Origin of the sequence: Imperialibacter sp. (genome assembly GCF_040222815.1) — a bacterium.
Taxonomy (GTDB): Bacteria; Bacteroidota; Bacteroidia; order Cytophagales; family Cyclobacteriaceae; genus Imperialibacter.
On record NZ_JAVKCH010000057.1, the window covers coordinates 554482 to 570256 of the forward strand.

At 46.7% G+C, this 15775-nt stretch carries 5 protein-coding genes; 2 read left to right on the forward strand and 3 right to left on the reverse strand.

Annotation, left to right across the window (positions count from 1 at the left end):
• Position 1: 1 nt before the first annotated feature.
• Both RIF36_RS28395 and RIF36_RS28400 read right to left on the reverse strand, forming a co-directional pair.
• The gene (locus RIF36_RS28395) at positions 2 to 1795 is read right to left on the reverse strand and encodes an SLC13 family permease (RefSeq protein ID WP_350121815.1); all 1794 of its coding nucleotides are present in this window, start codon (positions 1793 to 1795) and stop codon (positions 2 to 4) included.
• Positions 1796 to 1873: 78 nt separating this feature from the next.
• Complete coding sequence (locus RIF36_RS28400; RefSeq protein WP_339791050.1) at positions 1874 to 2302, reverse strand: RrF2 family transcriptional regulator; 429 nt, start codon at positions 2300 to 2302, stop codon at positions 1874 to 1876.
• A 136-nt stretch (positions 2303 to 2438) separates the two neighbouring features.
• On the opposite strand from RIF36_RS28400, the gene RIF36_RS28405 reads away from it, so the two are divergent.
• Positions 2439 to 4094, forward strand: a complete 1656-nt coding sequence (locus tag RIF36_RS28405) for an amidase (RefSeq protein ID WP_350121813.1) — start codon at positions 2439 to 2441, stop codon at positions 4092 to 4094.
• Positions 4095 to 4145: 51 nt separating this feature from the next.
• Here the strand turns inward: RIF36_RS28405 and RIF36_RS28410 are convergent, their stop codons facing one another.
• On the reverse strand, positions 4146 to 7364 hold the full coding sequence (locus RIF36_RS28410) for a CHAT domain-containing protein (protein WP_350121811.1): 3219 nt from the start codon (positions 7362 to 7364) through the stop codon (positions 4146 to 4148).
• A gap of 407 nt (positions 7365 to 7771) precedes the next feature.
• Between RIF36_RS28410 and RIF36_RS28415 the strand changes: the two genes are divergently transcribed.
• Positions 7772 to 15775, forward strand: an 8004-nt coding sequence (locus RIF36_RS28415; RefSeq protein ID WP_350121809.1) for an FG-GAP-like repeat-containing protein, incomplete at its 3' end; no start/stop codon positions are given.

Consider the following 15775-nt stretch of genomic DNA (forward strand, 5'->3'; position numbering starts at 1 on the left):
TTCAGAAGGGAAAAATAATGGGGATCAGGATGCTGGCTACTATCCAGAACACCAGAGATAGTGGCCAGCCTACCTTAAAGTAGTCGGTAAACTTGTAGCCACCTGCACTGTACACCATGGTATTGGTTTGGTAGCCCACCGGAGTCATGAAGCTGGCCGATGCAGCAAACGTGACAGCCATCAAAAAAGGTGTAGGACTTAACCCTAGCGATTGCGCTGTTACGATGGCAATTGGGGCCAAAAGAGCTGCTGTGGCATTGTTGGACATCATTTCGGTCAATAGAGCGGTAACCAGATAAAGACCCGACACGATGGCAATTGGCCCAAATTCCCCCAGCGAATCAATCAGCGACCCTGCAATGACGGCAGCGAGGCCGCTTTTTTGCATCGCCACACCGAGGCTGAGGGCACCAGCCAGCAGAAAGACCACTTTCCATTCAATGGCCTGGTATACCTCCTTCATCGTGATTGATTTAGACACCACAAGTATCGCCGTACCTGCAATAGCTCCAATCATTATATTAACGAGATTAAAAGCTGCCAGAAACACAATGGCGCCAATAATTGTCAGCACAAAAAGGAATCGTTTCTTTTTAAAGTCCATCACACCCTCTTCTGAAAGGATAAGGAAAGGGCTTTCGTGGTGAGTTTCCTGCTTTTTGAGCTCAGTCAGGTGGTGGGTTTTTATTTCCGCAAGGATAACGTCTCCAGCTTTTAATGCTACCTCATGCAGGTGTTCGTGGAGCACCTCTTCACGGTGGCGAATGGCCAGGGGAACCGCCCGGTAGCTCCTGCGAAAGTCGATCTCTCTGAGAGTTTTTCCCTCAAAACTGGATTGAGAAGTGATGACCAACTCCACCAGCGTCATACCCTGGTTGTTGAGCGCTTCTTCACCAATACTTACGGCAGATTGCGATTGAATCTTTACCAGGTCTTTCAGCCCTTTGATCTTCTCAACATTGCACCGCACCTTTAGCACATCGCCCGACAGCAAAACCATATCGCCGGGGGGCAGCCCATATTTTTGCCCATTGCGCCGCACCTCAAGGATGTCCATTTCAAGCTCTTTTACTATTGGACTATCCATGATACGCTGGCCAGTGAAAGCCCCATCTTCTTTTAACTCTATTTCAGTAAGGAAGTCCCGGAAAGAAACACTGCTTTTGAATCCTTCGGCCACCGATCGGTCGGGAAGAAGTTTTATTCCAATGAAGGCGATATACAATGTGCCAATCACGAGAAAGATCAGACCAAGGGGAGACATTTCGAACATACCAAACTCGGGCAGTCCGTTTTTCATCGCCACACCTGATACGACAATATTGGTAGACGTACCTATTAGAGAGCAAACACCCCCAAAGATGGAAGCGAAGGAGATTGGAATGAGCAGCTTGGAGGGACTTATGTTGCTGGTGTGGGCGATCTGCACGGCAACGGGGATAAATACTGCCACAACTGGCGTATTGTTTACAAAAGCCGAAGTGAACCCGACAAAGAGCACGAGGCTGATCATCCCAAAAAGGTAATTTGATTTGAACAGGCCGGCAAGCTTGGGTGTCATTAGCTGAAGCGCACCTGTCTTGAGCAGAGCGGCACTGAGAACAAACATGAAAGCCACGGTAATGGTGGCAGGGTTGGCAAAGCCAGCCACCCCTTCTTCAGGGCTGATAATACCCAGAAGAACCAGTGAAGACAATATGAGTAGCGCAACAACGTCGATTGAGAAGAACTCAGTGACGAATAGCAGCACTGCCACTACTATCACGCCCAATACCAACCATGCATCTAGCCCCATATTTTCCGAATAAGCGGGCAAATATTATAAAATCTATAAACTATACCAAATTAGTAGACTTTAGGACAAAGAAAAAAATCACTTTTGAACCGACTCCTTTTCGATAATGGAAGCCAGGGTGTTTTGCTTCAGGATGTGAACGGTCTCATTTCTAACAGCCATAAATACATCCCGGATACCACAAGTTTCCTCGTCTTTACACTCCTCGCAGCGTTCATAATATTTGTAAGTAACGCATGGAAGTAACGCAATAGGACCATCAAGCAAACGCATAACATCAGCTACGTTCACTTCTTCAGGGGGTTTAATCAGGTAGTATCCGCCGCCCTTGCCTTTCTTGCTAGCCAATATACCGGCATTTTTCAGGTCAAGAAGAATAGCCTCAAGAAACTTTTGAGGTATGTTTTCCTGCTCGGAGATATGACTAATTAGTACCGGGCCCTGCTCGAATTTTTTGGCCAGGTGAACCAGCGCATTAAGTGCATACTTGGTTTTCTTTGAAATCATTAACAGCTACTGAGTTGACAGCGAAACAAATATAACTATATAAATAGAACCCGAAGAAAATGGTGTGTGGGATTCCATTCCTAAAAAATTTGTTGGTGCCGTTGAGATACTTCTATAGCTTCTCAAAAAATATTGCATGAAGAGAAGAGTCGTTTTGCTGCTGCTGCTGGTTTTAAGTTTTGGAAGCGGATTTTTTGTCGCTTCGAAGCACCCTTTTTCCAGGAAGGACATAGGCTCCGCACAAAAGCTTATCGGTTTGCAATTTGGCAAGGGCGATGTGGACACTATGTTCAGCTATCTGGAAAGGAACCTGACAGGTTATGAATTGATGAGAAATCTTCGGTTGCCCGAGACAGTTGTGCCGCCCCTGCTTTTTACCACCAATTATCGGGTGGACTCGAAAGAACAGCACAAAAAAATAGATTGGTCTGTAGAAACCAACCCAAACGCAGTTTCTAATGAAGAGCTGGCTTTTTTAAGTGTCGAGCAACTGGCTGCGCTAATCAAAGCAAAAAAGGTTTCTTCAGTTGAGCTGACTCAGTTGTTTCTCGATAGGATTAAGCAATACGACCCGACACTGCTGGCAGTGATAACCGTAACCGAGGAGCTTGCTTTGGCTCAGGCTCGAAAAATGGATGAAGAGCTTGCCGAAGGTAAATACCGGGGCCCATTGCATGGCATACCCTACGGCATCAAGGATTTGTTTGCTGTGCAGGGCTACCCCACCACCTGGGGTTCAAAACCGTACGAGCATCAGGAGCTGGATTACAATGCTACCGTCGTAGCAAAGCTTGACGAGGCTGGGGCTGTGCTGGTGGCAAAGCTCACATCAGGCGCTCTTGCCCGTGGCGACGTTTGGTTTGGCGGGCAAACGAAAAACCCCTGGGATACCACGCAGGGAGCCAGTGGCTCCTCGGCCGGAGTGGGATCGGCCGTGGCTGCGGGGCTGGTGGCATTTGGTATTGGTACGGAAACGCTCGGTTCCATTGTTAGCCCATCGTCCCGTTGTGGTGTGACCGGGTTGCGCCCCACTTTTGGAAGGGTGAGCCGATTCGGCTGCATGAGCCTGAGCTGGAGTATGGACAAGCCGGGGCCAATTGCCAAAACAGCCATGGATTGCGCCATTGTGTTAGAGGCCATTATGGGACCTGACAACCTCGATCTTACTGTCGAGGATGTCCGGCTGCAGCATCCGGCGGTGCTCTCGGCCAAATCGCTGCGAGTGGGTTATTTGAAGGGCATGATGGAGAACGACAGCACAGAGCTGGGAAAAAATGCGATTGCCATACTCAATAGACTAATGGAGGCAGGTTATGAAATGCAGGAGATTGAATTGCCTGCTGAGGATTCAATTCCCTACAGCTCTTTTGACGTGATTCTTAGGGCGGAGGCTGGCGCTTTTTTTGACGAGCTGGTGAGAAGCCATGATGTTGATAAGATGGTGGAACAGGCGGGCGGCTCCAGAGCTAACTCACTGAGACAATCAAGGTTTATACCAGCCGTGGAATACCTTCAGGCGAATAGGCACAGGCAGGTGTTGATGGACAAGATGGACGAGGTTCTCGCTGACGTTGACATACTCATCGCACCCACGTTCAGCCGCCAGTTGCTGATAACAAATCTTACCGGGCACCCGGCGTTGGCTTTTCCAACTGGCTTCGATGACAAGAAGAGACCGACAAGCCTTACCCTGGTTGGTCATTTATTTGAAGAGGACAAGCTGGTTGCCTTTGGGTCAGAAATTCAGGGGTTGACGGATTTTCACCTTCAGCATCCGTCTGTGTTCAAATAAAAAACCCTTCGGTATGAGGCCGAAGGGTGCTTAAGCTCTTTTAGAACTGTTTTATTCGCCCACCATTATAAAGGCACCCCAGAAATAAGGCTCTGGATATTTTTCCTTCAGCGACTTTTGCGCATTAATAAAGGAGGCATGTTTATCTCCTGTCTTTAGCCAATTTTCATAAAAGTGAGTCATGAGCTCTTGCGTGGCGTCGTCATCCACCGTCCACATCGACATGATCATACTTTTGGCACCCGCCACTCTAAAAGCCCTCTGGAGGCCGTAGACGCCTTCTCCATTTTGCACCTCGCCCAACCCCGTTTCGCACGCAGACAGCACCACCAACTCAGTACCATCAAGGTTGAGGTTCATCGCTTCGTAGGCGGTTAAAATTCCGTCGTCGTCAGTCATTTCGCCGGTCGCCAGAAAACTGTTGGCGCCCGCAAACACGAGACCTGACTTAAGAAGTGGGTTCTCAATATACTTAGTATCAATAGCTTCTTCAGGCTTGGGATCCTCAAGAAAAAACCCGTGCGTGGCTACATGCAAAGTACGGGGATATCTAACATTCTTAAGTGATGTCTCGATAGCATTGTCTCCCAGAACAATTTCCGAAGAAGTTTTGCTCGACGTGTAAAGGGCGTTGATTTTTTCCACCTCCACTTTTGTTCCCGGGAGAAGCGCAAGCAGGTCGTCACTGTTTATGTAGCGATTGAGATTACCCCGGATTCCTCGTGGCAGGCCTCTGGAGGCTCCTCTTGTTAGACCACGGCTAACAGCTTCTTCGCCATCTGTGCCTCTCGACCCCCGTGTTCCACGAGTACCTCTGGTTCCCCGCACACCCCTACTATCTGCACCGCCTTCAGCGGCATCCGCAACGACGCTGGAAGCAATGGCTTCTTCAGCTTTGATGTCTTCGAAGGCACCTTTGTTGTAGTTGGGGTACCCTATGAGCACCGCTTTGCCGTCCTTAGTTTGAAAGGCTGAGACTTTTCTTTCCTCCACCAGGTCTTTGGTATTGGTTACTACCTGAATCTCTATTTCGTCGAGAGTGTAATTGCCAGTGTCAGGGTTTCGCAAGGTGTAGATGCTGATTTGATTAAAGGCTCCATCAGGAGACAAATACACCTTTTTGACACCTTCTAGTTTGTTAGCGATGGGCTTCCAGAATAGCCCGTATGAAAAGTCTTCTTCAATTTTGTAGCGAATGGCGTTTCTATAGTTGGCCAGGTAGCGGTCTTCCATTTGGTTGCCGTTTCTTATGATTACCAAATCAGGGTTGTCCTTTGTGTCGTTGCGAACAACTAACGCCGCATAGTATATATTGTCAGTAAAAACGCCACTTGAATCGGGCTTGAATTCTCTAAAACGGATAATTTCTACGGCCGCTTCTCCAGGTTTAAGCTTGTCTCGTACATTTTGCCAGGTGTAGTCTTTTTTCACAAAGGTATTGGAGAAGGCAGCCGAAGCTGTACTTAATTCCCTTTCCAGGGCGTTAGCAATGCTGGACAGGGAGTCAATTTTTCGATTTCTGATGTCTAGCTCCTCATCATTGGAAGAGTATAATTTGGCAATCTTTTCCTTTTGGCTTATCCAATCCTGGTATTTGTTGATGATCACCGTGTCACCGCTGTTAAGGATGCTTTCACGCACTTTGTTGGTGGCGTATAAAATCAAGCCTTTCGTAGCCAGCTGAATATTGTACATATCGCCAATAAGAGCGGGATTGTCTTTGAACCTGTCAATGGCAAAAGAATTAAACTCTTCAAAGGCAGTTCTTAACTTGGTATAGTAGAACGTAGCTTTTTCGTCTTCGCTAAGGATGGGGAAATAAGCGTTGATCTGGGTGAAGAAGTTATCAAATGTCTCTTTGTAGAAGGCTTCAGCACCTTTTGAGTCTTTTTGAGCCCACTTGAGGATGGCTAGCTTATTCGTCGTTTCTGCGTATTTTGGGTGAGTGGCACCCAAAGCTCTCTTCCTTATTCTTAAAGATTCGCTGTAATACTTATCGGCCTCGCTATAGTTTTCTCGTTTGAACTGAAGATTACCCATGTTGTGTACACTATTGGCGTAGTCTGGGTGACCTTCTCCTAATACGGCTTTATCAGTGGCCAGTACTTCAGTCATTGTGCTGAGAGCCTTTTCCAACTGGCCATCGTTGATATACGCAAGTGCCAGGTTGGCCTGAGTGTAGGAGTAGTCGAAGCTTTCAGCACCCATAACATCGCCTATAATTTGCATTGCCTTTTCATATGCTTCGATGGACTGGCCGTGATTCCCCATATAATTGTAGACAGACCCAAGGGCATCAAGAGAATAGGCATACAAAGGAGACTCCGTCCCATACAGTGTTGAATCTATTTTTAGCGCTTGTGTGAAGTAGTTAACGGCTTCATCGTAAAGGCCCATTCTGAATTTAACGGTTCCCGTGTAATTATAAATCAGGCTCTTTACCTGCTCGTTTTCTCCCTGGAGCCTGTTTAGAATTGAGTTGGCCGTTGTAAGCGTTTCTTCAGCTTCTGAATAGCGGCCTGCTGACTGATAGAGATAACTTAAGCTACTTAATGCAACAACATAATCAAGCGAGGCGCTTCCAACACTATTTTCCAGCAACTCCAGCGCTTGCTCGAAAGTCCTCTCCGATTTTGAATATTCTCCGGTGGCGGTGTATAAAATGGCGAGATTGGTGACTACTGAAGGATAATTGGGATTGTCACGATCAATTTCTCTCATTAGTTTTCTAAGCGTGGTTTCGCTGTCTTTGAAGCGCCCCATGCTCTTGTAGAGGTCAGCGAGGTTTTTCACAGTCCTTGCGTATTCCTCGCTTTTATTGCCGTAGGTCTTTTTGTCTTCCTCTGCCAGCTCCAAAAACAGCCTTTCAGACTCCTGATAGTCGCCAAGCCCCATGGCATAGAAAGCCAGGTTGAACAACAAACCGCCATAATTGTATTCTGACTTATCCTGAATGGATTGTCGTAGGGCATATTCCTTTTTGTAGTAATCATAGGCCTTCATGGGGTCGCCCTCCACATCGTAGGACTCACCCAAAAACGAGTAAACCAGGGCCGTAAGGGTGTCTTTTTTAGGCTCGGAGAACTTCAGAAGATCGGCTTCGAGATCAAGAATAGTAGGGTAGTCATAATCATCGTACGCTTTTTTCGCCTTTTCGAAAGTTTTTTTGAATGGCTTACTGTCAAACTTATACTGGGCTGATGCAGGCAGAAATGCCAACGCCATAAAAAAAATCAGAAAGCCTTTAAAAATCAAAATGTGGGTCTTCATGAACCGTCAGATTTAGGTTGATTGCTTTAACCGAACAAGTTACAACATAGAAATATAAAAATCTCAAAAAAAAATAGGATTTCTCTAATTCGACAAGCCTGAAAAACAGGCACAGAGAGACATTTGTCGTTTAGCGGATTTGGAGACGTGCAAAAACGGGACAATTTGGCAGTAGAATGATGCTAATCGCAAAAAATATTTACTATGAAACCCAATGACCGGAATAGTTTATGTCAACTTTTGAAGTTAAGTTTAAACTTGAAAGCTTCAGAGATAATTGTCCTTGAAGCAATTATATTATGATACCCTCCAGCTATAATATGCAATTCTTTTTTCGAAGATGCTTAAATCGAGCGTCGGGCCAACTTCATTCTTTTTAGTTTTTCACTATTTCTACTGGGTTTATTATGCCTATTCAGAAGCGCCTTTTTCCTGCTACCAGGATACTGTTGGTAGCGTGTGTCATTTTACTGCCTTTTTCGCAGGCTTTTTCGCAGATGTCAGTTTCAACCACAACGCCATTTGTTAACGAAACAAATATTGTAGCGAGTGATGATATCATTCTGATTTTTGATGCAACTCTAGATGGTACAACACTAAACGCTACCAATATCCGGGTCATGGGAAGCAGGTCCGGTCTTCATTCTGCGGTGTACTCTGGCGGAGGCACAACAAGTCTTACGATAAATCCTGACGTTGATTTTTTTGCTGGAGAGAAAGTAACGGTGACCATAACAGATGGTGTACTTGCCCTTTCTACCCAAGCGGCAGTTCCATATACACTGTCTTTCACAATTGAGACGGGCCCCTTCGAAGGAGCATTCATCAAACAATCAACGAACTTAGAAGGTGTTGTAGACGGATCGGCAAGTTGGGCGGACTATGATGGAGATGGTGATTTTGATGTGGTGGTGAGTGGTTGGGATTTTGAATATGGTGCAGTAATCACAAAGATTTTTAGTAACTCCGGAAGCAATTTTGAAGATATAGGGGCATCACTTAGCGCGGCTTATGAGGGTAGTGTCGATTGGGGAGATTATGACAATGATGGTGACTTGGATTTATTTCTAACCGGCTATGGCGATACAGAAGGAGTTCCTATTGCCATTCTTTATAATAACAATTCCGGAACATTTGAAGTGGTAAGTGGCCCGTTTCAAGGTGTATACAACTCCGAAGCCGATTGGGGTGACTTTGACAATGATGGCGATTTGGATCTTATTGTCCAAGGACTAAATTCGAATGGAGGAGTTAACTCCACGAATTTGTACAGAAACGATGCGGGAACTTTCGTTAATCATAACGCAGGTTTAACGGCTGTAGACCAGGGTGGCGTGGCTTGGGGAGATTATGATAACGATGGAGATCTTGACCTTGTAAGTAGTGGTAATCCAGATAGCGGGCCTTCAATTACCACAATTTATCGAAATGATGGTGGCGTATTCACAGATATCGTGGCAGGACTTGAAGGAAAGTCCTTTGGTAAAGTGGCCTGGGGTGATTATGATAATGATGGAGACCTCGACCTGATTGTTTCTGGATCCGGCGTCGACAACGCCCCAATTATCTATAGAAATGATGCTGGTTCTTTTGTGGACAGTAATGCAGGGCTGCTGGAGAATGCAGAAGGAGAATTTGCCTGGGGTGATTATGATGGCGACGGAGATCTTGACCTTGTTATCAATGGATCTGGCGAAACCAATGACCCAACAACAACTATCTACATCAACAATTCTGGAACTTATGTGAATTCCGGGATAAAAGTTGATAACTATCTTTATAGTACTGCTGATTGGGGTGATTATGACAACGACGGTGACCTCGACCTTTTGATGACGGGAACGGATGACTTCAATGGAGGAAGGATTGCCTTGTATATGAACACAATAGCTCCACCAGCTATCTACAACGCCACAAACGTCACTGCTGCGGGATTTACGCCTAACTTAGTCGCACCGCCAGGCGCAGTAGATCTCCTTGTTGACGTATCCACAGATCCGGCATTTGGCTCATTTTTGCCTTCTGGACAGGATATCAGTGTAGGTATATTAGGCGGGGTTGATATCGCCGTCACGCTCACACCAGGCACGCAATATTTTTATCGGGCAAAGACAGATTTTGGAGGAGGGACTGAGAGCACTTACTATGTTTCCAATGGGTTTATGGTAAAGCAGGGAAATGCCTTGACTTTTACCGGGACCCAATATGTCGAAACCTTCGACAACCTTATATCGGCACCGGCAGGGGACTTCACAATTGAATTCTGGTTCAAAACAAATGCCACCGGGAATAGGGTCTTTATTGAAAGGGGAACTTCTGAGTTACAATATTCCATCCAACAATTAGTAACCACCAACCAAATTGGACTCATTGTTAATGGTGGCACTATGAAAACCAATGGATCCTACAACGATGGTAGGTGGCACCAGGTGGCAGTTGTCTATCGTGGCAGCAACGATGGCACCATCTATGTGGATGGCATCGACGATACTGACACGGGGTCTAATACCTTAGGCATACCAGCTTACGCATTTGGTCGTTTAAACATCGGTGACCGCAGATTTGGCGGCACATTCAATATCGAAGGAAGCATCGACGAAGTGAGAATTTGGGACGATGAACGCACACTAACGGAGATCAACGACTTCTGCTACGCAAAGTTGACCGGAGCTGAGACGGGCCTGCTGGTTTACTACCGTTTTGATGAAACCACGGGGCTAGTGTTGCCAGATTTGTCGGGCAATGGCTTGAATGGCGACCTGAATAATATGGCAGGCACGGAATGGGTGACCTCTTATGCAGGCCAAAAGCCATTTGTAACTACATGGGTAACCAGTGATGGTACCATTACTGTACCCACGACCGGCTCGGGCTACAACTATGACATCACTTGGGCCAACCTTACTACGGCATTTCAGGGTGATGGTTTGATAACAGGGCAAACAGGCGATTACCAGATAACAGGGTTGACCAATGGGGATACCTATCAGATTGAGATTACGGGAGATTTCCCTAGAATTTATTTTAATTCAGGGGCCGAAAAGGATAAAATCACGACGATTGAGCAGTGGGGAGATATTGTGTGGACTAGCATGGAGTCCGCTTTTCTTAATTGTACCAACCTCACCTACAACGCAACTGACGCTCCCGATTTGACGAATGTTACAAGTTTGGACAATATGTTCAGTGGAGCTACTTCTTTCAATGGAGATATTGGTAACTGGAACATTTCAAGTGTGGCTAGTATGGCCAATATGCTGGATAACACAGCGATTTCTACAGCTAATTTCGATGCGACATTGACTGGTTGGGCGGCGCAGACTCCAATGTCATTCGTAACTCTGGGAGCGAATGGTTTAACTTACTGCGAGGCAACCTCTGCCTACATGACCCTTACTTCCGGCTACGGATGGTCTATTTCGGATGCAGGACAGCTTTGTCCCCCCAAAACCATTTATGTAAACAACAATGCATCCGGATTGAATAACGGAACTTCCTGGATCGACGCTTACACAGACTTGCAGGACGCTCTCTCAGTTGCTGTAGACGGTGACCAGATATGGGTGGCCAACGGTGTATACAGGCCTGATGGGATCAATGCGGGCAACACCTCTCTTTCGTTCGTGATCACTCAAAACGATCTGAGTATTTTTGGTGGTTTTGATGGCACTGAAGGCAGCCTTGGTGAGAGGTACGCAGATCCGTCGCAGACGGTTTTAAGTGGTGACCTCAACGGCGACGATGACTTCAACTTTTCTTTTATTTCTGACAACTCAAATAACGTCGTTATCGTCAGCAACGTGACTGGGGTTTACCTAGATGGTCTGACAATAAGCGGGGGTAATGCGGCCGGCGATGGTGGCGGAATCTACTCATCAACGGCTGAATTTAGTATTAATAATGTGTTTGTTGAGTATAATTATGCCGGAACAAGTGGCGGTGGTGCTTATATCACGGGCACTAGTGTAACAGTACTTAATAGTCATTTCCAGAACAACCAGGCCACCACTGGAGGAGGTGCTTATTTGCTCAACTCGGAGCCGTTCATCTACCGCAGCGTTTTTCAATACAATGAGGCTGTTTCAGGTGGTGGGCTCTATATGAATGGATCGAACCTCGTTGACAACTCTGTAAGCTACTATAATAAGTTCCTCAACAATGGAACAACAGCTACAACTGGCGGGGGTATATATCTTCAGGAAAGCTATTTTGAAGCTTTTCAGAATCTATTTGCGGGTAACTTTGCCTATGACTACGGTGGGGCAATTGTCGTCGATGCCCTGTCTACCTCTATCGTGGTCAATTCTACCATTGCTGACAATGCTTCGAATGACGGGTCAGGCGCTCTGAACTTCTTCGTAGGAGCAACTGTCCAAGTTGACAACTCAATTTTTTGGGGGAATACTTCGGTAGCACAGGCAGGTAGTTTGAAAAACTTTAATGACGGCGGAGCGTTTACGATCCAAAACTCCATAGTGGAGGATTGGGATAATACGGCTTATGCCGCTGAGACTGAAAGCAACATTTACCTCACCGATCCCCTGTTTATCAATTCGGCCAATCAGGACTATCACCTTTTGCTGGCATCACCAGCTATCGATGCCGGCGATAATTTTGTTCTTGAACAACCTTTCTATATCGACATATTTGATGAGGACCAGAATGCAGACTTTTTGGAGTATGCACCATACGATTTAGGAAAGAGCCCCAGATACTACAACTTTACAGTAGATTTGGGTGCTTTTGAACACCAGGGCAACCCCGATCCCTTGTTGTTCTCCTATGTAGATGTGAATGCGGTGGGAAATAACGATGGAAGCACCTGGGCAGACGCCTTCACCGATTTGCAAAGCGCACTGGCTGCTGCTGTTGATGGCTCTCAGATTTGGGTAGCCGCAGGCACTTATTATCCTAGTGGCGACGACCCCTCAGTTTCATTCGTGATACCTTCGGGGACGTCTGTTTATGGTGGTTTCAATGGAACAGAGTCGAGTCTTTCACAAAGAGACCCGGAAGCTAATATTACCATTCTTGATGGAGACTCCCCTAATTTTCTGAACAGTTACCTTGTCGTTTATATTGGAGGCTCTGGCAACAATGCATGGCTTGACGGTTTTACTGTTAGAGGCGGTAGTGGGGAGTTTGGAACCGATAACTATGGCGGAGGCATTAAGATCGAAGGAGGGGCCGATCCAATTTTGGCCAACCTCATCATTCAACTGAATCAGAACGATTTCGGTGCCGGCTTGTATGCAGCTAATAGCTCGGTCACTATTGAAAATTCGGCATTTCTTTCTAACTCGGTGACCAATTTTGGAACAGGAGGGGCTATTTATGCCGACAATGCTATCATTAAGATTTCGAATAGCTATTTTAACAACAACACAGCGTGGGAAGCCGGCGGTATTTATCTTTCGAACGGATCTTCTCTACTGGCTGTCAGTGTCGATTTCGATACGAATAGTGCGTTTGGCCTGAATGGGGGAGCCATTGGATCCCTCGATTCAGACATTTCCCTCACAAATGGGAGATTCTACAATAACTCTGGGAATCCGGGTGCTGGGATTTATTTTAAATCGGCTTCATCTGATCACAGTGTGATCTTAACTCAAACAACATTTACCACTTCATCCAGTAGCGATGGAGTAGCAGTTGTTTCTTCCGGCGGCTTTGTTTCCAGCGCTGTCATTAGCAACAGTATTCTTTGGGCTAATGCAGGTAGTCAGATCAATATTATTGACGACGGCTCCAATCTTGACATTTCCAACTCGGTTGTGGATTCTTGGAACATAGGAGATTATTCGGGCTTTGCAGGAACAATTAACGCTGCCAATATATCGGTGGCGGATCCCCTTTTCACCTCGCCGGGCACGGGAGACCTCTCCATCCAAAGTGGGTCTTCAGCACAGGATTTCGGCGATATCTCTTTCCTTCCGCTTGACGACCTTGACGTCGACAACGATGCGAATACTGTTGAAGTGTTGCCTTTGGATTTGGCGGGCAATCCCCGTATTTCAAATGCTCAGGTCGACGCTGGTGCCTATGAAATTCAGGTGGGACCAGGCCCTTTTGTAGTAACTGCCAATAATGGCGAAATACCCCTGGCGGCGGTGAACAATGGTACTTCTGATGTCGTCCTGGGCGGTTTGGCAGTTAATATCACAACTGGAACCACGTTGACAAGAGCAGCTTTTACTTCCAATGTAGATCTAAGTAAAAGCTTTCAAAACTACAGGTTGTATCACTCTGTGGATGAGTTTTTCTCCACATCGGGCGACAATGTGTTGTTGAGCAGTAGTCCATTTTTGTCGATTACAGATATTGAGTTTCAGTCGTTTGGCCAGGTACTAATCGTCGCCGATCATTACCTTTTCCTGGTAGCAGATACAAAGATAGAAGCTAACCCTACCCAACCGGGTATTAGCTTCGGCTCGTCCGAACTCGGGCTTGATTTTTCAACAGGAACATTAGATCCGTTTACCTACAGTGGCCCTACGATAACGTTTAAAGCTGGCCCCATCTTCAGCGCAACTATCCAGAACAATACCGGATCGAATGTTACTGTAGGAATTGGCTCCCTTGATATTGTATTGCTGGAAGCGCTTATTGCGGCCAATCAGTATGCAGAGCTGACTGCGATTACCTACAATTTTTCGGAAGACCCACAGGCGAATCTGGAAAACTTTAAACTGGTTATTTCAACCGACAACAGCCTCACTACTACCGGAGATAATGTGAATATTTCGCCAGCTCAAGTGACAGCCGGCAATGCTTCGTTTGATCTCACCAATGAGCCCCTGTACGCAGCAGGAAAATACTTCTTTTTTATAGCCGATTCGAGAGCTGATGCTACCGGAACTGGTACTCCGCTGACATTTTCGATGGACGATGCGAGTCTCTCCGTGGCGTTCGGCCTGGTTACAGGCATCAGCGTGATAAGTGATCCACTGGTAGTGACAACTGTGGTTACACCAACAGCACCAACCGGTCTCACATTGGCAAAAAATTCGACAAATGATGTCACCGGTAATTTTCCAACGTCAGGAGCTGAAGGCTATGTCGTTATTCGAAGATTGACATCTTCTGCTGCCTATTTGCCTCAGAATGGAATTGCCTTGACACAGGGAACAATTCCTGCCGCAGGCAACTTTATTGTGCAGGTAAGCGCTCTGTTTTCCTTCACAGATACGGGCCTGGCCACCGCAACTGATTACACGTACGAGGTGTACGCCTACAATGGAAGTGGTGTCAACACAATTTACAGCCTTACCTCTGCAACGTCAAGTATTCTAACCTATCCCAATGTGCCGTCGGCGGTGAGCGGGCTTGTTGTGTCGAAAGATAAGGCCAATGCAGTGACAGGATCTTTTGCAGGGTCAGGAGCGGCTGGGTATGTAGTGCTCAGAAAGCTAAGCAGCGCAGGTTCTTATACACCTGTTGCGGGAACACCGTTAATCCAGGGGTCAGCCCCGTCTGCTGACAATATAGTGGTTCTGGCAGGAGCTGGCACAAGCTTCACTGATACCGGGTTGTTAACGGAGACTGACTATACCTACGAAGTATACGCTTATAATGGAAGCGGAGCCGAAACGGTGTATAGTGTCAATCCTGTCACATCGAGTATTCTAACCTACGCAACCACTCCTGTAGAGCAGGCCACAGGGCTGGTACTGACACAAAGTAGCGCCAATGTAATAAGCGGTGCATTTACAGTGTCCGCAGATGCCTCAGGCTACCTTGTATTGAGGCGGTTAACAGGCGTAGCCGGCACGGCGCCGTTGGATGGGACTGCCTATGCCTATAACGAAGTATACAGCCAGCAGTTTGTGGTTCAGTCTGGCGGAGGACTTAGTTTTAGCGATACAGTGAGTGTGGCTATAGGGGAAGAGCTATTTTATGACGTGTTTTCTTACAACGGAACCGGCGCTACAATCAACTACAATGTGGTGAGCCCCCTGGCAGGTAGCATTGTAGTTCAGACCTTAAACCCAAGGCCAGCAGTGCTTCCAGCCAGCAATGTGACCACGTACAGCTTTACGGCCAACTGGTCTTCCTTGGCTGGGGTAGACGCTTACCGATTGGAAGTAGCAACAGATGGCTTGTTTGCCATACCATTAACTGGATATAATCCACTGGAAACGACAGACACGACGGTGGTGATAACGGGGCTTTACCATGCCACGAGCTACTTTCTGAGAGTAAAGGCATTCACCGGTACTGTTGAGACGAACTATTCGGACACGCTGGAAGTGAAGACACTAAAGTCGGATGAGCTAACGTCTGACTCGACAGCGCTGGTTAAAATCTACGACCAAATGGGAGGTGCTGGCTGGAGTAGTTCAGGGAACTGGAAGGTAAGCCAGGTGAGAGGCTGGGCAGGCGTAGCAGTAACAAATAGCCGGGTGAGCGCA

What these genes read in the sequence shown, in the direction of transcription:
- RIF36_RS28395 (WP_350121815.1), bottom strand. Translation starts at nt 1,795, where the DNA reads ATGGGGCTAGATGCATGGTTGGTATTGGGCGTGATAGTAGTGGCAGTG.
- RIF36_RS28400 (WP_339791050.1), bottom strand. Translation starts at nt 2,302, where the DNA reads ATGATTTCAAAGAAAACCAAGTATGCACTTAATGCGCTGGTTCACCTG.
- RIF36_RS28405 (WP_350121813.1), top strand. Translation starts at nt 2,439, where the DNA reads ATGAAGAGAAGAGTCGTTTTGCTGCTGCTGCTGGTTTTAAGTTTTGGA.
- RIF36_RS28410 (WP_350121811.1), bottom strand. Translation starts at nt 7,364, where the DNA reads ATGAAGACCCACATTTTGATTTTTAAAGGCTTTCTGATTTTTTTTATG.